This window comes from Sinosporangium album (genome assembly GCF_900100605.1).
GTDB lineage: Bacteria > Actinomycetota > Actinomycetes > Streptosporangiales > Streptosporangiaceae > Sinosporangium > Sinosporangium album.
The window spans coordinates 111,044-133,154 of record NZ_FNCN01000012.1; the positions used below are offsets into that span (position 1 = coordinate 111,044).

Below are 22,111 nucleotides of genomic sequence, written 5' to 3' on the forward strand. Positions count from 1 at the left end.
AGCCGCATTCAGCCGTGTCGGCCTAAGCAGCATTAGAAAGTCCTTGTTGGCCAGGTTCAGAATTGTCAACCTGAAGCTTCTCGGCGTTCTCGCGAGCCAACTCGGCGCGGCGCCGGGCAAGCTCGAAATCCATCTCACGCAACTCATCGAAACGCTCAATCTGCTGCGGCGAGTAGCCCACATCCGAGTAGAGCTGAAGGCGGGGAACGTCAAGCCCATTCGCAAGTTTCACAGCAGAGTCGATAAGCGCGGCCTGGTTACGGTATTGCGGATCGCCCCAAATTATTTCGGCGTCGTGAGCATCCGCCCGCTTATCGCCCAACACCTTGAAACAGAGCCGCATAACCGTCTCCCAGCTTTCGCCGAAGTGAAGCATGCGTTCACGGGCTTTAGCGACGAGACCGGCCTCAGCGCTCGTGATCGCCTCACCGGAGGGCGGTTGACCGCCACGGCCGATCAGGAAATAGTGAAACGGGATACGGGAGATCGCGGCGAGGGAAGCGATATACGCGTCGATCAGACGGACATAGTTACCCAAGTCCGCGGCTTCGAACTGCCCGAAAACCGTGTTCGCGTCCTCGGCCATCAACAGACGATCGATCGCGATCTTGAAAGGCGATTTGGGGTTGCCCTGGTCGTCTTCTTCGATCTCCAAACCAGCAATATAACGCTGCGGGAATGCCGCAAACTCAGAAGCGATAAGAGCATCAGCGGCGATCTTAGAGATCGCGTCAGCGAGTGGAACGATCGGCTCAAGCTCGCTGAACGGGTCCGGCCTTAGCCGCGTCCGGTTATACAGCGGCACCACCGGAACCACACCCAGGGGATTAGGAGCCGCATCGGCCTCAGACCACCGCAGACGAGTGGCGCCAATATTTCCCGTACGGGACAGGGCCGTCGACGTATAAACCTTCTGAGGTGTCCACAGGGTGGCGTACTCAGTACCCCAGTCATCCCGATACCGCTTGAGCGCTGACATCACTTTACGGCGTGACCCGGGCTGGTATTGGACGTATACCTCTGACGCCGATTCCGGCGTGATAGTCGGCTGGCCATCTGCATCAGCCCACACCGTCGCATAAGCCGAACCGAGCGCAAGCGCATCGATATGGCACGCGTTACCATCCGCGTCCATACTGTTGCGCTGCCAAATCTGCCAAGCATTCCGATCCGCAGAAGGATCAGACGACATCCTGAAACCCTCGACGCGGATACGCTCACTAATCGAGTCAATGATCAGGCCGCAAAAATTCACTTGCCAGCCTTGAAACATCGCACCAAAGGCTTCTTGGAAACGCACCTGGGCGTACTGGAGATTCGTGTTCTTGGAGTCGTAGTAGTCGGCGTACTTCTTCGCCTTGCCCTTTTGACCGCTCAGCTTGGAATCTAGGTACGCCACCCATTCCAACGGGGTCTCAGGGGGTTTCCCTAGAGCCAGATAGCCTCCCAAATGCTAGAAGCCGCGTACACGGCGCTTCGCTTTCTTCAAACGGCCATCGGCAATCGCATCCCCGCGAGCCTCATAAGCCAGCACGGCCGCAACAGCGGCATCGATCTTCTTCTTTGAACGCGGGGTTTCTTTTCGAATGAGAGTGCCGGCGCGTATGTTTCGTTTCCTGGCATTCAAAATGTGGCGCGTCAAAGTCGCGTCGCCATCATGCGCGAGCTGACCTGTGATAACCGCAGTGTGGAAACGCTCAAGAGCCTGCACCATGCGGCCGTCTTTGTTCGTCCAGAACTCGAAAATCTTCTTCGTTCCGAACTCGATCGACCACCGGCCCACAATGTCCTGCCAATACGCGGGATCGCAATATGCCCACTCGACCCGATACGTTTTCTCGGCGGCGGCCATGGCCGCGTCAACGGCAAGGAAATCGACTTCCCAATCGTCGTCCGTGTCGGGTTTCTCCCACACACCCAGAACAAACAGTTTGCCGTCACGGAGGCGACAACCGATAAGCGCTGTGGAGTCGTTTCGGATTGAACCATCGAAACCGATAGCGATCTGATCACCCAATCGAATGGGGTCGGTATCGTCCCTGCGAGCCTGCCACGACGCACGATCCATCCACTGATCCGAACCGGCAACCACCTGATTCAAAAAATAGCGGCGGGCGTCTTCTTCCTCGGTCGCCGGATTCCGGATCTCGGCAACAATCCGATCCAAATCGATCACCGAAGCGAAAGAACCATACACGTAAACCAGTGCCTCTAGAAGCGCCTCAGTGTTGTTGATGTCAACCTCGGGCGCTTCCCGGTGATCCATCAAAACGCCCTGGTCTTTGATAAGGCCCTCGGAAACTTTCTGGAAGTACTCGTGAGTTGCTTCCGCTACCGAGTTTTCACCTGGGGCGTACATGGTGCTGGTTTCGAGCGACCACGGCTCGGCAAGTTTCCGCTTCACCAGGTTCCGGCGCACGGTCGAATATGTGCGCCTCAGTTCAGGGGTCGTCCACAGGTGGGTTTCGTCGTAACAAACCCACGTCTCTTTTCCGCCGTCCTTAGAAGCGGCGTTAGCCGTACTCGGCGTGATTTCCCCACCATCCGGGAGAATGATCCGAGTCAAACCCGAATCAACCCCGGAAACCTCGGCCAGAGGCCCGTGATCGAAATTGTATTTGATCACGTCGTAGACGTTTCCGGCCTGGTTCTCCTCGGTGGCCATGATGCGGATATAGGGCACCATGACAGGGCGGCCTACAGGATTACCCTCTTTATCCCGGTGGGAGAACCGGACCGGCCCAAGCGCTTCGGCGCATCCGATGAAACCGCCAAGCTCGGATTTCGCGCGCCCTTTCGAACGGCTGATGAAAGCCTGGTTTACACGCCGGCGCCCAACGGAATCTACCTCGTAGCAATCGATGATGAAACGAGCGAACTCGACATCACGCCAACCTGTCTCGTCGGGCGTCAGGAGGTGAACGGGCTGCCCCTGGACGTCGCCAGGGCCATGCACACACCACTCCTCAATCCATAGACAGAGATCCCATCCGAGAGAGTGTTTTGGTGGCGTCCACGAGCCGTCAGACAGATAGGGCAATAGGCTCCAAAGTTATCCTGCTCCCCGTTAGAGATTCGAACTCCACCCGCACAGTCCAAAGCCGTGCATCCTGCCACTAGACGACCGGGGATAGACAGATGCCGCTCCAAGAAAAGTGCGGCGAAGGTTACGCACGCTCTGTGAGGTTGCGCGCGGTAAGTGCCCTCAACCTGCGGTACTTTTCAGGTGTATCGTGCCCGTCCCACACCGCCACATCGTTGCCGACAATAGGCACGTGAGCGAATAGATAGAGGTCGCTTGGCGCGATATGCCACGACAATTGGCCTTCAGGTGTGTCGATGTACACCAAAGGCCATTCAGGTTCTTCTGGGTCGTTGTAGGAAATCAATGAGGGGTGTAGTGCAGCTAGATGAGCTACCAGCGCGGAACGCTCACTATAGATGTCAAGCACGCGCAATCCCGTAATAGCCTCCACCCATGCCTCTTTCTAAGTGGTATCGCCGATATCTCGATCTTCCTCGCTGGCGTGGCTGGACTCGAACCAGCAACCCGCGCATTAACAGTGCGCCGCTCCACCAATTGAGCTACACGCCAATGAGTACGGTCCCCGGGACTCGAACCCGGAACCCGCCGATTAGAAGTCGGCTGCTCTAACCAATTGAGCCAGAACCGCGTACCGCTCCGAGGAATCGAACCCCGCGCCACCTGTGTGTAAAATAGGTGCTCTACCAATGAGCTAGAGCGGCAAAAGAAGCCTTTCTGCCTCCGGCGGAACCCTGTGACCGGAACGATTCCGGCCGCCGGATACAACAGGTTCAGCCGCTGCCTGAAGAACCACCACGGCCACCGAAACCGCCACGCGATATCACCTGCCCGCTACGGCTCGTGATGTTCGCGTTCTTCGGCTTCACCGTGCTGCCGCCGCTTACATGCCCACCGCTGTTAGAGCCGCCGTAATACCAGACATAGTCCGCGCTTCTGTTGCCGCAATGCCGGTCATCTACAATCTGGTAGGAACCGTTCGGCAACGGCTGTGAGGCGACGCAGTCGGCCGCGAGGTTCTGGCCGCATGCGGCAAGGAGGGCGGCCGAGAGCGCTCCCGCAGCACTGAAAACAATCATTTTGGAAGCTTTCAATCCCGAACCCATAGGCGCTTCTTGGCCTTCCGCTGGATGCGCTTCACCATACGTTTCCACCCGGTATTGCGGTAACACCAATCTTCGTAGTGACCCTGGAGAGCAGCAGCGCTCAACATTCTCGCTATAACGCCTCCAAACAGCTAGCGAGTGCGGAATAGAGGAATCGAACCTCTGACGCTCGCATCCAAAGCGACCGTGATGCCTCTTCACCAATTCCACATTGCTTCCGCATCGCGACGGCTGGACAACTACCGCGACATGGTGAAGAATGACCACATGGCCGACGGCATGGAGAACGTTGATCAGCTCGCAGAATTGTTGAAAGCTGTAACGCGCGGTGTCAAAGGACTAGAGGCGCACTTTGACGATACGGGTGTACGCCTTACGGAGATACTGCGAACATTCCCCACGGAATGTGCTGGAAGCGCTCAAAACTGCTTCTAGCAAAGCTCTCGATCGTGACGGGAATGACGACTAAAGCAGGGTAGAACTAGGTAATCGATTCTTTTTCGCGGTCAAGCGGGATATCACAGTACAGCCCACTCCGATGGGCTGTACTGCCTACCCGGCGAATGAGTGGCGGGATCGGGAATCGAACCCGAAGCGCGAGCCTATGAAACTCGCATGTTACCGTTACACCATCCCGCTACGATCCCGCGCCAGCGCGGCATTACCCCAAAACATCACATGCTCAAGATGCGTCAGAGCCAGACTCGTTTCGCGGCTATCCGGCAACAGATCATTCAACGTTGCGAATAGACGCCGGCACTCGGCGCGAACCGTTTCATGTTTCGCTCGCCGCGCCTCATCAGGCGCGTGATAGTCAAGTCACCGCGACAACTCATCCTGAGTCAGGGGCAGAAGCGGTAAACCTTCCATACTCGGCCGCGCGGTCGGCGGCCTGCTTGATGTACTCGATACGCCGCGCGGGCACTGTGATCGTGACCGTGTCGGCCTCTGTGTCGATGTCGACCGCCGCGACGGCCGCGCGCACGGGATCATCGTCGATATAGACGCGCCACCGGCCGTCCAGGTGATGCACGGTCACCACATCGGCCACGACGTCGGCGGTCATGAGACCTCGCTCAGGTCGCTCAGATCCCTCACAGCGCCCCTACGGGGCATCGGAGTGACAACGGCCAGCGAAGGACTCTCCTCGTCCTCTGGAACGAGCTGGAGGCGCAGACGCGCCCTGTCCTCGGGGGTCGCACCCCACTTGGCGACCCGTAGCCGTAGCTCGGACGCGACCGTCAGGTTCCCCCGGTAGTAGGCGTCAGCGAGATATGCAGTCTCGCTGAGGAACGCCCAATCGGTGGACGTGAACATGTGAGCCTGAGGGCTCGTAGCCCATGTCTCCCACCATCGGAGAGTCTGAGGGTGCCAGTCCCCCTCCGGCAGATCGGGCGTTGGGCCGTCGAAGGGCTTGTCAGGCACCTTGATTGCTTTGGCGTCGATGCGCGCCCTGGTGTCGCGCGCCCGCTGATGCGTCGCCCTCGGCGGCGCTCCCTTACCGGCCACGATTCCTCCCCTCCCTGCTCTCCTTGGTCGTCTTCTCGCTATGACATGACTCGCACAACACCCGCAGGTTCGTCAGGTCCCATGACCCACCCCGCGCTACGGGGATGACATGGTCCACAATGCGGCTATCCGCCGCACCACACAGACGGCACCTGTAGCCGTCCCGCAGACGCGCCTTGAGGCGCGTTGTGGACCAATCTGACGGCCTAGCAGTGTTCCTCGGGCTGTCGGCCCACGGCCGCCGCCTGTGAGCCCCACAATGGCCTGTAGCGCCCTGAGGGCTGGCCGGTCTAGCGCATCCACTGGTCGCGCACACTGCGCGTGCTCTCGGCGTCGCGACCCCCTTAGCGACGGACAGATGAATTAAGTTCCGGGCGCGGACGCGCCCACAAATCGCCGGATCAACAAATCTTTTTCTCCGGCGTGCGCGCAAGCGCGCGTTACTACTAGTAGTAGTGCGGCCGAAGGCCGCTACTAAGTTAGTTAGTAGGGGCCGGAGGCCCCACTAGTCAGTCAGTGCGCCGGAGGCGCAGTAATGGTTAGTGCAGCCCTGACGGGCTGCCCGCGCTACAGCGCGGATCGGGGGCTTCGCCCCCTCTATAAAGGTGTGCCCCCTACCTCCTCACCCAGGATGGATGTCACGCCATCTGTCCCAAGATCACTAGAGGGGTGGATGGGTGCTTGTTACGGAAGTGCCACAGTAGTACCGTGCTCCCCATGGACACGCCAACCAGGGGCGGTTACGCCCTATCAATAGACCGGCTACGCCGCAAAGCTTGCGTTCACCGGGGCTTACTTCCGGTGGATGTGATCGCACGGTGCGGCGTGAGCCGCCTATGACATAGATGGGTTACGGGATTGCTCACTGAACTTCAGCTCTCAGGGCTCGCTCAGGAGGAGAGGGAAGACCTTCTGTGGAAGGAGGTCCACGCCCTCCGAGATTGCCTCAATGATGAGAGACTCCTCACTCCAGAGGAGATAGCACACATTCTCCGAGTGGACGAACGATGGATCACCAGAGTTGGACCACTCTATAAGATCCCTACTTTTAAAGTAGGTAAATATTTGAGGGCTCGTAGCGGCTCTCTCAGGGCCTGGATTAAGGCACTGGAACAGCAGGCCGCGTAAGCGGCGAAGAGCCCCCAGGATCGATCCTGGGGGCTCCCCTCATGCTTCTATTCTATTTCCTTCGGGCGAATCCTTCCCCACGCAATTGCCTCGGGGTCGTCAGGCGTGCCCTGCGCTCTGAGTGCCATAGCCTTCAAGTCCCCCCAATCCACGTGAATGATGGGGGCTACATTGCGCTTGCGGCGACCCTCGCCGCCGAGGGCCCACGTCTTGGATCCGAGTGTCGCCCTGGGCAGATCCGGCCATTCATCGGGATCTCTCAGGTCGTGCCATACCAAAGCGTAAACTTTCACGCCCATAGCTCGCAGTTCTGCGGCCTGCTGCTGCTCGCTCAGGGAATTCCAGTAGCTCGCATAGGTCTCTCCGGTGTCGACCCAATCTGTGCGGGCGGGTGAAGTTGGCCTAGCTGTCAGTTCCGCATGGATTTGTTCCAACCTGGCGTATATTTCGCGATACCTGGCCGCCCCCTCCGGTCCCGAATAGAGACCATACAAGTATCTATCCTCCTCAAGCTCCTTGATGGAATCCTCTACCTGTTGAATCTCCTCGGAATAGTCGACCCCCTCGAAGTGGACAGGTTCTAGCCGCTTAATATCACCTGCCCATGCGAGTAGTGATTCTTCTACGTGCGACTCTACGGGTGCGGCGGGTATCCCGCGTAGTATGCACGGCGGGTCATTGTTAATTGCCGAACACCTGTAGTATCGGTGGTTCCCGCGAGACTTGAGTTTGTACATGACGCTACGGCAAATAGGGCAGTATAGTACTTGCAAGAGCTTTGACCCGTTGCTGCGTGGCCCTTTCTTCGCCCGCTTCCTCTCGTCGAGTGCTGCTTGGATTTGCTTCCATTTGCTAAGTGAGATCAGAGGTTCGGCTCTTGCGACGGGCAGCCCATCGTCGCCTTTCAAGACACGCGCACTCGACCCGGCGATGTGTCGGAAGCCGAGCAGAATTTTGCTTCTGAGCATTTCAAGAACATTCGCTGTAGACCATCCGCTGTCCTTGATCGGAAGCCCTCGGCTGGCGCGGAAGTGATTTCTTGGAGCCAAGGTTGCCCTGCGGTTGAGGTCAATGGTTATGGAACGAACGGATTCGCCTTTGAGAACACGTTCGATGATTTCCCATAGCACGGCAGAGGCGACGGGGTCCGGAATCAGCTTCCATCCGTTTTCGGTTTTGAACGGCATGTATCCGTATGGGGTAGTGCCGCCGGTCCACTTCCCCATTTTGGCGTTGTGGTCGTAAGCCTGCTTTGCGCGGAAGCGCATTGTTCGGCCTTCAAACTCCGCGAAGACGGCCAGGATGGTAGCGACCATGCGGCCAATTTCTGTACTCAGATCGATGCCATCATCGATGGTTACGATTCTGATGTTGTGGCGGTCGGCCCATTCGAGGATGTAAAGAAAGTCGATCGCCTTGCGGGCGATCCGGTCTAGCTTCCAGGCGACGATGACGTCGTAGTCCTGGGGCCGGTTGAGCCACTCTGCAAGCTGCGGCCTGTCCCAGGGAGAGGTGTGGATAGCGGAGACGTCCAAGTCTTCGGCGTAGCCGACGACCACCGCGTCCTTGAGGTCCGCCCACTGGTCGACCTTGAGTCGCTGACGCTCGGGGCTGCTGCTGGTGTCGGTGAGGTTGGACAGGCGGATAAGCCCGACCACCCTCAGGGGCGTGCGCGCTGATAGAGCCGCTGTAGTTGACATCTGTCTAGATCATCCCTTGTGTCCTGCCCTGTACTGCTATGGGCATGTTCGTGAAGGTCTGATCTTGTTGTCAATGTGGATGGTTGGACGACCCCGACCCGATGATGACGCCCGCGCGCAGCACCGCCGTCGGCACCCCGGAGGCGAGGAGGATGTCCCCCACCTCGGCCCGCGACCGCAGATGCGGCGACAGGTCGTCTTCCGGGGTGAGCCCGCCCAAGTAGACGATCCTCCGTATCCCCGCCGCATGGGCCGCCGCTCCGAACACCGTCGCGGCCCTGCGGTCCTGGTCGGCGAAGTTCCCGCCCGCGCCCATGGTGTGAATGAGGTAGTAGGCGACGTCCATGCCCGTGAGCGCCCGCAGCATCGAGTCGCAGTGCATGGCGTCGGCCTGCACGACGTCCACCTCCGACACCCACGGCTGCCCCCGCAGCCGCCCCTCCGACCGCGCCGCGCACCGCACCGTGTGGCCCGCCTTCAGCAGTTCGGGCACCAGCCGTCCGCCGATGTATCCCGTCGCCCCCGTGACCAGGCATCGGACCGTCATGCCCCCCATCTTCGTACGGCACAGCCCCAAGGCCCCGCACCTCGGCCGCCGTGTCGGCCCGGGTGTCGGCCGCCGGTACGGCGGCGGGTTCACGATCACCAAGGCGGCCGATCTCGACGAGGCGCTTGAGCGGGAGAAACGCCTCGCTTGAACTCCCGACAGCTGAACACCCGACGACTGGGACGGCACATTCCCGATCAGCCCCGGCTATCTCCTCACCGGCATTCAGGCTTCAAAAGGCTCTTAAAGGTCACCGCAGGTCTCGGCGGACAGGCATCCACGTCGCACGTTTCTCAGATGTGAATGCGGATTGGTGAGGCGTGCCCGCGTTTCGCATCGGGATCGGTGCGGGGCCGGCCGTCTGAGCTGGTGTGATGTCGGGGGGTTCGTGGGGGCGGGGCGCCGCCACGTCCCCCTCGCCAGGACGTGGCAGCGCGGCTTGGATATCCGCATCGCGAGATGCTCCCAGCGGGAATCTGATTTGAACACACGCGGCCGCTTCGAGTCACGGACACGCCGGTGACGCCGCGCAATCGTTATGACCTGCGGAAATAACCATCCGTGTATGCCTAGGCGAAATTACCGATGTCGTTTTCTCGGGAGAGGAGACATTCTCCGCGACTAGCTCAGGCTGACGTATTGCCGCGGGCGCAGGGCGTGGGTCCGCAGCGCGGTGAGGGCGGCGCTGCGGCCGATGTCCGTGAGCCGGGTCAGGCCGTCGTCGGTGACGCGCATGCCGAAGGCGTCGAGACGTCGGGACAGGCGGGTGAGGGCGCCGGTGATGTCACGTGAAGGGGTCGCCGGCCACTCGTCCGCGCCGATGACGGCGGCCACCTCGGCGCGCAGGCCGTCGGCGGTGAAGGCGCCGCCTTCGGCGAGAAGGAGAAGCGCGGCCTCCCCGGCGGCGAGCTCCAGGTCGGGAGCCCCCTGCGAAAGGAGGCCGGCGGTGGCGGCCTCCCAGAGCAGTCCGTGGTCGGAGAGGAGACCCAGCCCCTCCGGAGTGATCTCCAGTCGGCGTCGTGCACGTTTGAGCGCTTGCAGGCCGTTCACGGCGACATCGACAAGGGTGTCGAGATCCGGAGGCGAACCGAGGGCCTGGGCCGCCTCGGAGACGACGGCGCGGGCGAGGCGCTGCTCCCGGGTCAGCGGCAGGCCGCCCGCGCGGGCGCGGTCGAGCAGCCACGCGAGGGGAGCGAGGACATCGCCGCCGGGAACCGGGATGGGGGCGTGGAGCCGTACCTCGAACGGCTGGGCCAGCTCGCGGCGTGCCGCGCCCCGGCCGAGGACCCAGCGGTTGAGGCGCTCCCCGTGGACGCGGTGCAGCCAGTTGTCGCCGCCGAGTTCGGCGCGCGCGGCGGTGAGCCAGCGGTGGGTGAGGGCTTCGCGGTGTTCTTTCCAGGCGGGGGAGCCGGGCCGGAGCTCTCCTGAGACGATGGCGAGTTCGAGAGCGGCGGAGCAGGCGACGTGGGCGCCGTGCTCCTCCGGGCCCATGATCGAACTCCACTGCAGGGCGGGGGTGTCCGGGGGGAGGACGCCCGTGGCGTCGAGAGCCACGTGGTAGGCGGCGGCACCGGCCTCCTCGCCGTCCTTGGCGTAGGTGCGCAGGATGCGTGCCGTGGTCGGCGCGTGGCAGAGCGCCGCGTATCTGTCCATGCCGCCGAGCGTGAACAGCAGCCCGAGCGCCCCGGCGACGGCGGTGTGGTCTCCGCCGACCTTGAGGGGCAGCGTGTACCAGAGGAACTCGCACACGTCGAGCTGAGTGATCGTCTCCAGCGGCTCTCCGCCGGTGAGCCACTCGACGGCGGTGGTGGCGTCGTCGACGGCGTCAGGATCGGAGCGCTCCAGCTCGATGAGCAGCGCGGCGACGTCCGGTGCAGGCATGCCCCGCAGTCTGCCGTACGGAACCCGGGTCTGACGATGACCGAAAGCCGCATCTATGGGCTTGTCCACGGTGTCTACCCTACGAATCAACGTCTATGGGGGTGTATCCCGGTCTCAGATCCAGTTGCCCTTGAGCAGCATGCGCGCATACCACTCGTCATAGGCAATGGTTTCCGCTGTGAGCACGGGGTGGAGATACCAGAAGTTGATCAAAGCGAGCAATGCCAGCGCGCCGACGGCCGCTGCGCCCAGGACCCGGCGTCTGGGGGGCGCCGCCGACGGGCCGATGATCAAGCCGGCCGCGAGCACCAGCGCGAGGATCATGAACGGCACGACGGGGATCATGTAGAACAGGAACATCGTCCGGTTGTCGGCGATCGCGAAGTAGAACCACGGCAGCCAGCCCACGCCGTACGCCAGCAGCACCGCGCCGGCCCGCCAGTCCCTGGTCGCGACATACCACGCGATCATCGCCACCAGCGCCGCGGCGCCCGCATACCAGATCACGGGCGTCCCCACCCCGAGCACCGCCTCCGAGCAGCCCCTCGGGCCGCACCCGCTGGGCTTGGACTCGTAGAAGAACGCCACCGGCCGCAGCAGCAGCGGCCAGGTCCACGGCTCCGACTCGTAGTTGTGGGGCGCCTCCAGCCCCGTGTGGAAGGTCAGCACCTGCCACTGGTAACTCCACCACGACCGCAGCGAGTCGAAGACGAAGTAGGCGGGGCCGGCCGACGTCGCCTGACCCCAATTGCGCCCGTATCCGCCTTCGTTGACGAACCATCCGGCCCAGCTCGCCACGTAGACGAGGGCGGGCAGCGCCGCCATCGCGCCCAGCCAGGTGGGCAGGTCCTTTTCGAACACCCCGCCGTACGGCTTGCGCAGGCCGACCGCGCGCCGCGCCCCCGCGTCCCACATGAGCGACATCACCGCGAAGGCGACGAGGAAGAAGATGCCGCTCCACTTGACGGCCACCGCCGCGCCGAGGAAGGCGCCGGCGGCGAGCCGCCAGGGCCGCAGCCCGAGCCACGGGCCGGTGTCGCTGAGCGGCGACGTGTCATACCAGCCGGCCAGACGGCTCCGGGACTTGTCCCGGTCGACGACCAGGCACGCGAACCCGGCGAGCACGAAGAACATCAGGAAGATGTCCAGCAGCGCGGTGCGCGACAGCACGAAGTGGAGCCCGTCCAGAGCCAGCAGAAGCCCGGCGAGGCAGCCCAGAAGCGTCGAACGGGTCATCCTGCGGGCCACCCGCGCCAGGATGAGGATCGACAGCGCGCCCAGGAGCGCGGCGAAGAAGCGCCAGCCGAAGGGGGTGGCACCGAAGATCAACTCACCCGCGCCGATCAGCCATTTGCCGAGCGGCGGGTGGACCACGTAGGAGGCGCACCTGTCCAGCTCCGTCGCGGCGCACTGCTGCCAGATCGAGGTGTCGCCATTGATGAGCAGCTTGTCGGCGTCTTTGATCGAGACTTTCTCGACGCCGAAGGTGATCAACGAGAGGGCGTCCTTGGCGTAATACGTCTCGTCGAACATGACCGCATGGGGTTTGCCCAGGCGGTCAAATCTGAGAAACGCGCCGAAGGCGGCGACCAGCAACGGTCCCAGCCATCCCCACAGCGCGCCCCTGGGCATGGGCGGGACCAGCCGGTCGCGCAGGGAACCCAAGGATGTGGGCTCCTTCAGCGGTTCCGGTCGGCTGGGGGCCTGGTTTTTGGAATCGGTCACGGCCACCCGGACATCGTACGGGCCAGCTAGGAAAGCGGCCCTGGAAAACACGGCAAATGGGAGAGTTCCCCGCCCCTACCCTGGCCACGGCCATGCGCTTGTCAAAGTCGGTGTACGGAAAGATGGGGACGTGACAGAAGGCAGATTGGTGCTGGCCGGTGCGCCCATTGGACAGGTGGGTGACGCCTCGCCCCGGCTGCGTGAGGCGTTGGAGAGCGCCGATGTGATCGCCGCCGAGGACACGCGCCGCCTCCGCAGGCTGGCCGTCGACATCGGCGCGGTGGTGAACGGCCGTGTTGTGTCCTATTACGATGCCAACGAGGCGGGGCGGGCGGCCGAGCTTCTCGCCGCGCTCCAGGAGGGGGACACCGTCCTCGTCATTACGGACGCGGGCATGCCCGGTGTCTCCGACCCCGGCTACCGCCTGACGCACCTCGCCGTCGAGGCGGGCATCCCGGTCACCGCGCTGCCGGGGCCTTCCGCGGTCACGACGGCGCTGGCAGTGTCCGGCCTGCCGAGCGACCGCTTCTGCTTCGAGGGCTTCCCGCCGCGCAAGACCGGCGACCGCGCCCGCAGGCTCGCCGCCCTCGCGGACGAGGAGCGCACGATGGTGTTCTTCGAGGCGCCGCACCGGCTCGCGGCCTCACTGGCCGCGATGGCCGCCGCCTTCGGCGCCGACCGGCGCGCCGCGGTGTGCCGGGAGTTGACCAAGACCTACGAGGAGATACGCAGGGGGCCGCTCGCGGAGCTGGCCGCCTGGGCCGAGCCCGGGGTCAAGGGCGAGATCACGGTGGTGGTGGCGGGCCACGTGGCCGAGGCTCTGGCCGCCGACCTCGACGGCCTGGCCGCCGAGGTGGCGCGGCGCGAGGAGGCGGGCGTGCCGCGCAAGCAGGCCATCGTGGAGGTGGCCAAGGCCGCCGGGGTGCCGAAGCGGGAGTTGTACGACGTGGTGCACAGAGGTGCTGGGCACAGAAGCGCTGGGCACAGTACCGACGGGCACAAGACCTGATTTATGCGGACTTGGCGGCCTGTCGGTTCTCTCGGGGGCCCTTGACGCTCTTGGCGTGCTTGGCGGCCCGCGTCCGCCACAGGCGGAGCGGCCAGGGCATGCGGCCCCCGTGCCGCAGCGTCACGGCCGCGGCAATGCAGGCCAGCGGTATGGCGGGCAGTAGATAGCGGTAGTCGAACTCGGCCGTCGCCGCCGGAGCCAGGAGAAGGCCCACCGCCGCGAGCCAGGGGAGGAGCACCGGGCCGCCGAGACCACGCCAACGCGCCGCCACGCCGTACAGCCCGATGAGCAGGATCGCGCCGAGCATGATGCCGCGCAGGTAGAACACGTCCTGGTAGAAGCGCATGATGTCGGCCCAGGGCTTGGTGACGCGCGTGGCCGGCGGCCCCTGCTCGTAGGCGAAGGCGTCGGTGTCGGCCCACCCCTTGTAGGTCGGCCAGTTCTTCAGCGGCACGACGCGCACGCGGTCCTGGGCGTCGGGGGCCGGGAACTCGTAGAGGTTGAAGGTGTTCGGATCGGGGAAGACGGGACGCCCCCAGTGGAAGGAGCGCATGAAGTCGCGCGCCACCACGCCAAGGTAGTCGAGAGGCTGCGACATGATCGCCTCCCGCGCGAACTTGTTGCCGGCCTCGTTGTTGAGCTCCCTGAACTTGCCCGGGCCGAACCGGTGGAGCACCTCGCCCCACCCGTAGCCCCACAGATACCACTGGGAGTACGGCTTGCGCTGCGCCGCGGGCTCCTGCACGCACAGCGGGATCGTGTCCGGCTCCAGCTCCATCTTCTTGCAGTCGGCGAAGACCGAGGTGCGCATATAGAGGATGAGGCCGTCGCTGTTGGTCATCGCGAACTTGCCGTAGGCGCTGTTGAACCACATCATGTACGCCACGACGGGGATCGCGGTGGCCGTCAGCACCGCCACCACCGGCCGCCACCCGGCCCGCTTCAGCAGGAGGTAGGCCACGACCAGGGCCAGGATCGGTAGGCCGATCGAGCGCGTCAGCGCGGTCAGCGCGAGCATGAGGCCGACGACGACGCCGACCTTCCACGACATGCGCCGCTTCCAGAGCGCGAGCGTCACGACGCCCACCACGAGCAGCGTGAACATCGTGTCCGACATGACGAGCTGCTCAAGCTGGATCTGGTAGGCGTCGAACAGCACGGGCGCGGCCGCGAGCGTCGCCCCCCAGCCCGGCAGGTCGAAACGTTTGACCAACAGTGCGTAAACGAGCACGGCCGTCGCCAAGCCCATCACGTGCTGAAGAAAAACGATCAGGGTAAAACTGTGAAATGGCTCCAAGATCAGCAGAAGAAAGCCGTAGCCGTTGGGGCGGATCGGGTGCGGCCGCTCGGGGTGGAGCGCCACCGAGACGTATTCATAGGAGTCGTTGAACCACAGGGCCGGGCCGAACCCGAGCATGGTGATCAGGCGCAGTGCGGACCCGACGACCATGGCCGCCACGAACACGCGGTGCCGTACCAGCCAGGACCTGAATCGCGCCCCTTTAGCTGGTTCGGCCACGTCGAGTCGTGGGAGTTCAGCAACGCCAACCATGGTTAACAGGATGCCAGGCGTTTGGTGGTCTTGACCCGAGCACGGCCTGCCATTCGGCATGATGGGTCGGGCTGATAGCCGGCTGGAGTGAAGGGTCGAGACGTGGAACTGACCGTGGTCATGCCCTGCCTCAACGAGGCGGAGACCGTGGAGACCTGTGTGCGCAAGGCCCTGGCCTGCATGGAAGAGCACGGGATCGACGGCGAGGTGGTCATCGCCGACAACGGCAGCACCGACGGCTCGCAGCAGCTCGCGCGCGATGCGGGCGCGAGGGTGGTGCACGTCGACGAGAAGGGATACGGCAACGCCCTGATGGGCGGCATCCGCTCGGCGCGCGGACGCTACGTGATCATGGGTGACGCCGACGACTCCTACGACTTCACCGGGCTGCTGCCGTTCGTCGAGCAGCTCCGCGACGGCGCCGACCTCGTGATGGGCAACCGCTTCAAGGGCGGCATCGCGCCCGGGGCCATGCCCCCGCTCCACCGCTACCTCGGCAACCCCGTGCTGTCCTTCGTCGGGCGGCTCTTCTTCCCGTCCAAGATCGGTGACTTCCACTGCGGTCTGCGCGGCTTCCGGCGCGAGTCGATCTTGAAGCTGGGCCTCCAGACCGGGGGCATGGAGTTCGCGAGCGAGATGGTCGTCAAGTCCACGCTTCAAGGGCTCGACGTGCGTGAGGTCCCGACCACGCTCGCGCCCGACGGCCGCACTCGCCCGCCGCACCTGCGCTCCTGGCGTGACGGATGGCGCCACCTGCGCTTCCTGCTGCTCTACAGCCCGCGCTGGCTGTTCTTCATCCCCGGCCTCGCGCTCATGCTGTTCGGCCTCATCGCGGGCGCCGCGCTGACGTTCGGACCCGTCGAGATCGGCGAGCTGGCGTTCGACGTCGACACCCTCGTCGGCGCCTCCGCCATGGTGGTGATCGGCTTCCAAGCCGTGCTGTTCGCGCTCTTCACCAAGGTCTACGCGGCCGAGGAGGGCTTCCTGCCCCCCGACCGCAGGATCAAGCGGCTCGTCGACGTGATCACCTTGGAGAAGGGGCTGGTCCTCGGCGGCCTGCTGGCCCTCGCCGGCCTCATCGGCCTTGTGGCCTCACTGGTCCACTGGCAGGTCCGCAGCTTCGGCGAGCTCAATCCGCGTGAGTCGCTGCGTCTGGTCGTCCCCTCGGCCACCGCGTTGATCATGAGCTTCCAGACGATTTTCGCGGCGCTCTTCATCAGCATCCTCGGCATCCGCCGCACCCGCGAGACCCCGGTGGACATCGCCGCCTCCGCGGCGGAGGAGGCCGCCGAGGCGGTGAGCAAGGACCCCGAGGTGACCCGCCCCGCGGCCGAGCCCGAGGAAGACCCGATCCGGTCGAGGTAAGTGCGCGGCGGCCCTTAGGCTTGCACCATGTCCCAGCACATCTTGACCGCCGTCGCGTGGCCCTATGCCAACGGCCCGCGCCACATCGGCCACGTCTCCGGATTCGGGGTGCCGTCCGACATCTTCAGCCGTTACCAGCGGATGGCGGGCAACAAGGTGCTGATGATCAGCGGCACCGACGAGCATGGCACGCCCATCCAGGTGCAGGCCGACAAAGAGGGCCTCAGCGCCCGGGAGCTCGCCGACCGCTACAACCGGGTGATCGCCGAGGACCTCACGGCCCTCGGCCTCTCCTACGACCTCTTCACCCGCACGACCACGCTCAACCACTACGCGGTCGCGCAGGAGATCTTCCTCGGCCTTTACAAGAACGGCTACATCTTCCCCAAGACCACGATGGGGGCGATCTCCCCGTCCACCGCCCGCACCCTGCCCGACCGCTACATCGAGGGCACCTGCCCCATCTGCGGCTACGACGGTGCCCGCGGCGACCAGTGCGACAACTGCGGCAACCAGCTCGACCCGATCGACCTGATCAACCCGGTGTCGCGCATCAACGGCGAGACGCCGATCTTCGTCGAGACCGAGCACTTCATGCTCGACCTGCCCGCCTTCTCCGAGGTCCTGGCCACCTGGCTGCGCGGCAAGCAGGGCGACTGGCGTCCCAATGTGCTCAAGTTCGCCCTCAACCTCCTCGGCGACATCCAGCCCCGCGCGATCAGCCGCGACCTCGACTGGGGTGTGCCGATCCCGCTCGACGGGTGGCGCGACCGAGGCGACAAGCGCCTCTACGTGTGGTTCGACGCGGTCATCGGCTACCTGTCGGCGTCGATCGAGTGGGCGCGCCGTTCCGGCGACCCCGACGCCTGGCGCCAGTGGTGGCAGAACCCCGACGCCCGCGGTTACTACTTCATGGGCAAGGACAACATCGTCTTCCACGCCGAGATCTGGCCGGCCATGCTGCTCGGCTACAACGGCGAGGGCGCGAGAAACGGCACAGCCGGCTCCCTCGGCAGGCTGGAGCTGCCCTCGGAGGTCGTGTCCAGCGAGTTCCTGACTATGGAGGGGCGCAAGTTCTCCTCCTCGCGCCAGGTCGTGATCTACGTTCGTGACTTCCTTGAGCGCTACGACGCCGACTCCCTGCGCTACTACATCGCCGTCGCCGGGCCGGAGACGCAGGACACCGACTTCACCTGGTCCGAATACCTCAACCGTAACAACGGCGAGCTCGTCGCCGCCTGGGGCAACCTGGTCAACCGGTCGATCTCCATGGCGGCCAAGAACTTCGGCCGCGTCCCCGAGGCCCGCGACCTGACCGACGCCGACCGGGCGCTGCTTGAGCGCTCCCGCGCCGCCTTCCCCAACGTCGGCGCCGAGCTTGAGCGGTCCCGCTTCAAGAACGCGGTCACCGAGGCGTTCGAGGTCGTCCGGGAGGCCAACCGCTACCTCGCCGAGCAGGAGCCCTGGAAGATCAAGGACGACCCGGAGCGGCAGGGGTCCATCCTGCACGTCGCCCTGCAGGTCGTCGACGACGCCAAGACGCTGCTCACGCCGTTCCTGCCGGGCTCCTCCAACAAGGTCCACTCCATGCTGGGCGGCGAGGGCGTCTGGTCGGGCATGCCCGAGATCCAGGAGGTCGACGAGGAAGGCGGCTCGTCCTACCCGGTCATCACCGGTGACTACCGCGACAACGCCCGCTGGGAGCACCGCCCGATCAAGGCCGGCATTCCGCTGGCTCCGCCGGCCCGGCTGTTCACCAAACTCGACCCCAAGATCGTCGATGAGGAGCTCGACCGCCTCGGCGGCTGAGCCGCGGGCGGCGCGGAGACACCGCGCCGCCGCGGCCTTCTCCCGGGGGTGCACGCCCTCGCCGCTCGCCCCCCGGCCTCTTCTTCGTCGCGGCGTTCACCTGGTGCCGCTAAGTTGGTTCGGTGACTCCCGTACAACCGCCGACCAGGCCCGTCCCGCTCGCCGCCGAGGTGTTCGACAGCCACTGCCACCTCGACATCATGGTCGGCAACCGTCAGGCGTCCTCGGGCGACCCCGTCGCGCTCGCCGCCCAGGCCGCGACCGCGACCGTGGAAGACATCCTGCGCGACGCGCGGGAGGTCGGGGTGACCCGGCTGCTCACCATCGGCTATGACCTCGCCTCCTCCCGCTGGGGCGTCGACGCCGCGACGCACCACCGCGACATCTACGCCGGTGTGGCGATCCACCCCAACGAGGCCCACGCGGCGACCCCCGAGGTCCTCGCCGAGATCGAGGAGCTCGCCCGCGACCCGCAGGTGCGGGCGGTGGGCGAGACCGGGCTCGACTACTTCCGCGACTGGGCCGCCAAGGAAGACCAGCACGCGAGCTTCCGGGCCCACATCGAGATCGCCAAGCGCACGGGCAAGGCGCTGGTGATCCACGACAGGGACGCCCACGACGACGTGCTCAAGGTCCTGGCCGATGAGGGAGCGCCGGACGTCGTGGTCTTCCACAGCTACTCGGGAGACGCGGCGATGGCCGAGCAGTGCGCCGAAGCCGGATATTTCATGTCCTTCTCGGGTCCGGTCACGTATAAGAACGCCGGCTACCTGCGTGAGGCCGCCAAGGTCGCGCCCGTCGAACTCCTCCTGGTGGAGACCGACGCGCCCTACCTGCCCCCCGTTCCCCACCGGGGCAAGCCCAACGCGCCCTACCTCATCCCGCTGACGCTCCGCTGCCTCGCCGAGGTCAAAGGGCTCGACCCCGACGACCTGTGCCGCGCCATCAGCGCCAACGGAGAGACCGCCTTCGGCGCCTGGTGACACTGCCCACTGCGGGGAGCGCGTGGCGGGCCGGTGGCCGCCCGGTCGCGGCCGGTGCCGGGTGACGCTGAGAGACGTTGAGAGACGTTGAGAAACGTTGAGAAACGTTGAGAGACACTGATGGAAGACGACGAGGAGAGCGACTGTGAGCATGCTCGGGCCAGCTGAGATCCGAAATCTCGCCCAAAAGCTTGATCTTCGGCCGACTAAGCGGCTTGGGCAGAATTTCGTGATCGACGCCGGCACCGTCCGGCGCATCGTTCGAGTGGCGGAGGTGACCCCGCACGACACCGTCATCGAGATCGGCCCGGGGCTCGGCTCTCTCACCCTCGCACTCCTCCCCGAGGTGCAGCGGGTGATCGCCGTCGAGATCGACCCCGTGCTCGCCGCCCAACTCCCGGAGACCGTCGCCCACCACGCCGGGCCGTACGCCGAGCGGCTCACCGTCATCCACGACGACGCCCTCCGCATCGCCTCCGCGGACCTCCCCGCCGAGGCCCAGCCCACGGCGCTCGTCGCCAACCTCCCCTACAACGTCTCGGTGCCCGTCGTCCTCCACCTCCTCGACGTGCTCCCGAGCCTCCAACGGGGCCTCGTCATGGTCCAGTCCGAGGTCGCCGACCGTCTCGCCGCCGGCCCGGGATCGAAGGTCTACGGCGTCCCCTCGGCCAAGGCCGCCTGGTATGCCGACGTCCGCCGAGCCGGCCCCGTCGGGCGCACCGTCTTCTGGCCCGTGCCCAACGTCGACTCCGGCCTGGTGTCCCTCGTACGGCGTGAGCCCCCCGCCACGGCCGCCTCCCGCAACGAGGTCTTCGCCGTCGTCGATGCGGCTTTCGCTCAACGGCGCAAAACCCTGCGGGCCGCCCTCGCCACGTGGGCGGGCAGTCCTGTGTTGGCCGAAGAAGCCCTCCGCAAAGCGGGCGTCGACCCGGGGGCCCGGGGTGAGCAGTTGGCCATTGAGGATTTCGCGAGGATCGCGGAAAGCCGAAGTGTTTAACGGGGTTTTCCCGGAAAAATACTGAAAAAAGGTATCCGTTTCCCGGGCGCCGCGATCGGCGTTTCCGATGGGGCGATTTGGGAATTATGTCCAAATAAGGGCTGGTCTGCGTGGGGGAGACCGGCATTGCGCCACCGGGGGGCCGGCACATGAGCACGCACACCAGCGGCGGAGGAGCACGCACCGCGTGGGCCCTCGGAGGCACCATGTTCGCGGCAACCATCCTGGTCGTGCTGGGAATCTGGAGTTTCTTGCAAGGCCTGGCGGCGATCTTCCAGGGCCACTTCTTCGTCGTGCAGCCGGGTTACATCTACTCCATCGGCACGACAGGCTGGGGATGGGTCCACCTGATCCTCGGCATCCTCCTGTTCATCATCGGCATCTGTCTATTCCTCGGACAAACCTGGGCCAGGGTCTTGGGCGTCATTCTGGCGGCCATCAGCGCGGTATTGAACTTCTTGTTCATACCGTTCTACCCGTTGTGGTCCATTGTTCTTATCGCCGTGGACATCTTCGTCATCTGGGCGCTGCTCACGATCAGACGCCAAGACGTTTACTAGCGCCGCCACAAGGACGGGCGGAACCGTCACGGTCATGGTCCCGCCCCCTCCCAGCCGAGACGCCTGTACGGCCAAGCCGGACCCCGAGTTCTTCAAAGTCGCCGAGGTCGTGCCCTTCGTACCTGAGAAGACCCTGTACGTCAGAGACCGCCTGGACAACGACGTCCGGTCGGTCGCAGCCGCGGGCATGCGCACCGCGCTCATCCGGCGCGGCCCCTGAGGCGGTCCCAGGCACTGGTGAGGTGCCCTAGATCTTCCGGACAGCTCCCCAACTAGGGTTGGGGTGAGCGGAAGGAAGCAGTAGTTGGCACGGCGTAAAGGCCCTTACCCACCACAAGGCCCTCGGGCGGTGGCTGCTGCCGGGCGGGCGCTTGGAGCCCGAGGACAACGGGCTGATGCTCGCCGCCCTGCGGGAGTTGGAGGAGGAGACCGGCATCTCCTGGGACGGCGCGGTCAGCCCGCCCGGCCAGAACCTCACCCCCATTGACATCGACATTCACCTCATCCCCGCCAATCCGGCCAAGGGTGAGCCGGAGCACTGGCACGCCGACATCCGCTGGGCGTTCCGGGTTGCCGAGCCCAAGGTGGTGCTCCAGGCCGAAGAAGTCGAGGGCTACGCCTGGCGGTCCTTCGCCAACGCGCCTACACCGAAGCTGGCCGCCAAGCTCCCCGCTCTGTAACCGGCCCGCCTCGCCGCAGGCGGAGCTGAACGCCCCCGGTACGGCTCCCGCCTGCGCCTCGGTGCGGTTCCGTGTTCCTGTCTCGGCTTCCTCAGCCCGATGACCATGGGGTGCGGTAGGCACGCGAGCTCTGGCCGGCTGTGAGGGCGACGTCGTCCGCTCTGCGCCCCCTTCGCCAACGACTGCCGACCAGACTGTCGAGCACGGCCGCGGTCCGCTTTGTTCGCGGCGGAGAGTCTCGCCTCCTAAGGGAGGAAGGCAGTTCGGACATCATCGCCATGCCGCATGTACCTGATGCGTACGGCGACGCCCAGTCTCCTCAGTGATGCGCTTTGCGGATACGCCGATATGAGTTCTTATCGCCTTGTGCAGGTCTTCGAGGTGCCTTCGTTATCCACAGATGGAGCTCTGTGGGGCCGGGGGAGTTCAGTTATCCACAGAATGGGGTTCGGCTACACGAGGCGTGTGTTCTAGAAGGCATCCTGACGTCGTTTCGCTACAACGACGTGGGAGGCTT

The 22,111-nt window shown here is 64.6% G+C and carries 21 protein-coding genes, 6 tRNA genes and 1 pseudogene; 9 read left to right on the forward strand and 19 right to left on the reverse strand.

Annotated elements, in window-relative coordinates; translation table 11 throughout:
* Positions 1–22 precede the first annotated feature (22 nt).
* The 16 genes and pseudogenes from BLQ73_RS14890 to BLQ73_RS14950 all read right to left on the reverse strand — a co-directional run bounded on the left by BLQ73_RS14890 (position 23) and on the right by BLQ73_RS14950 (position 9,033).
* On the reverse strand, positions 23–1,399 hold the full coding sequence (locus BLQ73_RS14890; protein ID WP_218125861.1) for a phage portal protein: 1,377 nt from the start codon (positions 1,397–1,399) through the stop codon (positions 23–25).
* A gap of 54 nt (positions 1,400–1,453) precedes the next feature.
* Positions 1,454–2,956 carry a terminase large subunit gene (locus BLQ73_RS14895; RefSeq protein ID WP_218125862.1) on the reverse strand — a complete coding sequence of 501 codons (1,503 nt, stop codon included), beginning with the start codon at positions 2,954–2,956 and terminating at the stop codon, positions 1,454–1,456.
* A 104-nt stretch (positions 2,957–3,060) separates the two neighbouring features.
* A tRNA-Gln gene (locus BLQ73_RS32415) sits at positions 3,061–3,131 on the reverse strand.
* A gap of 36 nt (positions 3,132–3,167) precedes the next feature.
* Positions 3,168–3,452 (reverse strand): WDGH domain-containing protein, encoded by a 285-nt coding sequence (locus BLQ73_RS31355; RefSeq protein WP_143020280.1) that lies wholly within the window; start codon positions 3,450–3,452, stop codon positions 3,168–3,170.
* A gap of 70 nt (positions 3,453–3,522) precedes the next feature.
* Positions 3,523–3,595 (reverse strand) — tRNA-Asn (locus tag BLQ73_RS14900).
* 5 nt (positions 3,596–3,600) lie between these two features.
* Positions 3,601–3,674, reverse strand: a tRNA-Arg gene (locus BLQ73_RS14905).
* 1 nt (position 3,675) lies between these two features.
* A tRNA-Val gene (locus BLQ73_RS14910) sits at positions 3,676–3,747 on the reverse strand.
* 69 nt (positions 3,748–3,816) lie between these two features.
* Complete coding sequence (locus BLQ73_RS31360; protein ID WP_143020281.1) at positions 3,817–4,149, reverse strand: hypothetical protein; 333 nt, start codon at positions 4,147–4,149, stop codon at positions 3,817–3,819.
* A gap of 139 nt (positions 4,150–4,288) precedes the next feature.
* Positions 4,289–4,359: transfer RNA gene (locus tag BLQ73_RS14915), tRNA-Pro, on the reverse strand.
* Between the two features lie 358 nt (positions 4,360–4,717).
* A tRNA-Met gene (locus BLQ73_RS14920) sits at positions 4,718–4,788 on the reverse strand.
* Positions 4,774–4,953: pseudogene (locus BLQ73_RS35010) on the reverse strand (Acb2/Tad1 domain-containing protein); the annotation flags it as partial. The gene BLQ73_RS14920 and the pseudogene BLQ73_RS35010, both read right to left, overlap by 15 nt.
* A gap of 28 nt (positions 4,954–4,981) precedes the next feature.
* Positions 4,982–5,215, reverse strand: coding sequence for a hypothetical protein (locus tag BLQ73_RS14930; protein WP_093171049.1), 234 nt, complete (start codon positions 5,213–5,215; stop codon positions 4,982–4,984).
* Positions 5,212–5,658 (reverse strand): phage terminase small subunit, encoded by a 447-nt coding sequence (locus BLQ73_RS14935; protein WP_093171050.1) that lies wholly within the window; start codon positions 5,656–5,658, stop codon positions 5,212–5,214. Before BLQ73_RS14935 ends, BLQ73_RS14930 begins: the two co-directional genes overlap by 4 nt.
* Positions 5,648–5,974: an HNH endonuclease gene (locus BLQ73_RS35015; protein ID WP_420820013.1), complete on the reverse strand. Its 327-nt coding sequence runs from the start codon at positions 5,972–5,974 to the stop codon at positions 5,648–5,650. Before BLQ73_RS35015 ends, BLQ73_RS14935 begins: the two co-directional genes overlap by 11 nt.
* Before the next feature lie 859 nt (positions 5,975–6,833).
* Positions 6,834–8,444, reverse strand: a complete 1,611-nt coding sequence (locus BLQ73_RS14945) for a recombinase family protein (protein ID WP_176955460.1) — start codon at positions 8,442–8,444, stop codon at positions 6,834–6,836.
* A 112-nt stretch (positions 8,445–8,556) separates the two neighbouring features.
* A complete protein-coding gene (locus BLQ73_RS14950) occupies positions 8,557–9,033 on the reverse strand; it encodes an NAD(P)H-binding protein (protein ID WP_093171052.1) in 477 nt (158 codons plus the stop codon).
* Here BLQ73_RS14950 and BLQ73_RS32425 point away from each other — a divergent pair.
* Positions 9,032–9,184 carry a hypothetical protein gene (locus BLQ73_RS32425; RefSeq protein ID WP_176955461.1) on the forward strand — a complete coding sequence of 51 codons (153 nt, stop codon included), beginning with the start codon at positions 9,032–9,034 and terminating at the stop codon, positions 9,182–9,184. The two genes, BLQ73_RS14950 and BLQ73_RS32425, sit on opposite strands and share 2 nt — an antisense overlap.
* Positions 9,185–9,654: 470 nt before the next feature.
* On the opposite strand, the gene BLQ73_RS14955 is transcribed toward BLQ73_RS32425, so the two are convergent.
* Both BLQ73_RS14955 and BLQ73_RS14960 read right to left on the reverse strand, forming a co-directional pair.
* A complete protein-coding gene (locus BLQ73_RS14955) occupies positions 9,655–10,914 on the reverse strand; it encodes a hypothetical protein (protein ID WP_093171053.1) in 1,260 nt (419 codons plus the stop codon).
* 114 nt (positions 10,915–11,028) lie between these two features.
* Positions 11,029–12,546, reverse strand: coding sequence for a dolichyl-phosphate-mannose--protein mannosyltransferase (locus BLQ73_RS14960; RefSeq protein WP_093171133.1), 1,518 nt, complete (start codon positions 12,544–12,546; stop codon positions 11,029–11,031).
* A 223-nt stretch (positions 12,547–12,769) separates the two neighbouring features.
* On the opposite strand from BLQ73_RS14960, the gene rsmI reads away from it, so the two are divergent.
* Positions 12,770–13,648, forward strand: a complete 879-nt coding sequence (gene rsmI, locus BLQ73_RS14965; protein ID WP_093171054.1) for a 16S rRNA (cytidine(1402)-2'-O)-methyltransferase — start codon at positions 12,770–12,772, stop codon at positions 13,646–13,648.
* Between the two features lies 1 nt (position 13,649).
* On the opposite strand, the gene BLQ73_RS14970 is transcribed toward rsmI, so the two are convergent.
* Positions 13,650–15,200: a hypothetical protein gene (locus BLQ73_RS14970; RefSeq protein ID WP_176955462.1), complete on the reverse strand. Its 1,551-nt coding sequence runs from the start codon at positions 15,198–15,200 to the stop codon at positions 13,650–13,652.
* A gap of 102 nt (positions 15,201–15,302) precedes the next feature.
* On the opposite strand from BLQ73_RS14970, the gene BLQ73_RS14975 reads away from it, so the two are divergent.
* The 7 genes from BLQ73_RS14975 (at position 15,303) to BLQ73_RS15005 (ending at position 21,594) form a co-directional block, all read left to right on the forward strand.
* Positions 15,303–16,565 (forward strand): glycosyltransferase, encoded by a 1,263-nt coding sequence (locus BLQ73_RS14975; protein ID WP_176955463.1) that lies wholly within the window; start codon positions 15,303–15,305, stop codon positions 16,563–16,565.
* Positions 16,566–16,592: 27 nt separating this feature from the next.
* Entirely contained in the window at positions 16,593–18,374 is a 1,782-nt protein-coding gene (gene metG, locus BLQ73_RS14980) for a methionine--tRNA ligase (RefSeq protein WP_093171055.1), read from the forward strand.
* A 122-nt stretch (positions 18,375–18,496) separates the two neighbouring features.
* Entirely contained in the window at positions 18,497–19,357 is an 861-nt protein-coding gene (locus BLQ73_RS14985; RefSeq protein ID WP_093171056.1) for a TatD family hydrolase, read from the forward strand.
* A gap of 151 nt (positions 19,358–19,508) precedes the next feature.
* Positions 19,509–20,354, forward strand: coding sequence for a 16S rRNA (adenine(1518)-N(6)/adenine(1519)-N(6))-dimethyltransferase RsmA (rsmA, locus tag BLQ73_RS14990; RefSeq protein ID WP_218125868.1), 846 nt, complete (start codon positions 19,509–19,511; stop codon positions 20,352–20,354).
* A gap of 149 nt (positions 20,355–20,503) precedes the next feature.
* Positions 20,504–20,914 carry a DUF7144 family membrane protein gene (locus BLQ73_RS14995; RefSeq protein ID WP_218125863.1) on the forward strand — a complete coding sequence of 137 codons (411 nt, stop codon included), beginning with the start codon at positions 20,504–20,506 and terminating at the stop codon, positions 20,912–20,914.
* Positions 20,915–20,948: 34 nt separating this feature from the next.
* On the forward strand, positions 20,949–21,134 hold the full coding sequence (locus BLQ73_RS15000) for an HAD hydrolase-like protein (protein ID WP_093171059.1): 186 nt from the start codon (positions 20,949–20,951) through the stop codon (positions 21,132–21,134).
* A 151-nt stretch (positions 21,135–21,285) separates the two neighbouring features.
* Positions 21,286–21,594 carry an NUDIX hydrolase gene (locus tag BLQ73_RS15005; RefSeq protein ID WP_218125864.1) on the forward strand — a complete coding sequence of 103 codons (309 nt, stop codon included), beginning with the start codon at positions 21,286–21,288 and terminating at the stop codon, positions 21,592–21,594.
* Positions 21,595–22,111 lie beyond the last annotated feature (517 nt).

Coding starts and splice junctions, on each gene's coding strand:
- BLQ73_RS31360 (WP_143020281.1), bottom strand. CDS start 4,149: ATGGGTTCGGGATTGAAAGCTTCCAAAATGATTGTTTTCAGTGCTGCG.
- BLQ73_RS14930 (WP_093171049.1), bottom strand. CDS start 5,215: ATGACCGCCGACGTCGTGGCCGATGTGGTGACCGTGCATCACCTGGAC.
- BLQ73_RS32425 (WP_176955461.1), top strand. CDS start 9,032: ATGCCCCCCATCTTCGTACGGCACAGCCCCAAGGCCCCGCACCTCGGC.
- BLQ73_RS14950 (WP_093171052.1), bottom strand. CDS start 9,033: ATGACGGTCCGATGCCTGGTCACGGGGGCGACGGGATACATCGGCGGA.
- BLQ73_RS14955 (WP_093171053.1), bottom strand. CDS start 10,914: ATGCCTGCACCGGACGTCGCCGCGCTGCTCATCGAGCTGGAGCGCTCC.
- BLQ73_RS14960 (WP_093171133.1), bottom strand. CDS start 12,546: ATGCCCAGGGGCGCGCTGTGGGGATGGCTGGGACCGTTGCTGGTCGCC.
- BLQ73_RS14970 (WP_176955462.1), bottom strand. CDS start 15,200: ATGGTTGGCGTTGCTGAACTCCCACGACTCGACGTGGCCGAACCAGCT.
- metG (WP_093171055.1), top strand. CDS start 16,593: ATGTCCCAGCACATCTTGACCGCCGTCGCGTGGCCCTATGCCAACGGC.
- rsmA (WP_218125868.1), top strand. CDS start 19,509: ATGCTCGGGCCAGCTGAGATCCGAAATCTCGCCCAAAAGCTTGATCTT.
- BLQ73_RS14995 (WP_218125863.1), top strand. CDS start 20,504: ATGAGCACGCACACCAGCGGCGGAGGAGCACGCACCGCGTGGGCCCTC.
- BLQ73_RS15000 (WP_093171059.1), top strand. CDS start 20,949: ATGGTCCCGCCCCCTCCCAGCCGAGACGCCTGTACGGCCAAGCCGGAC.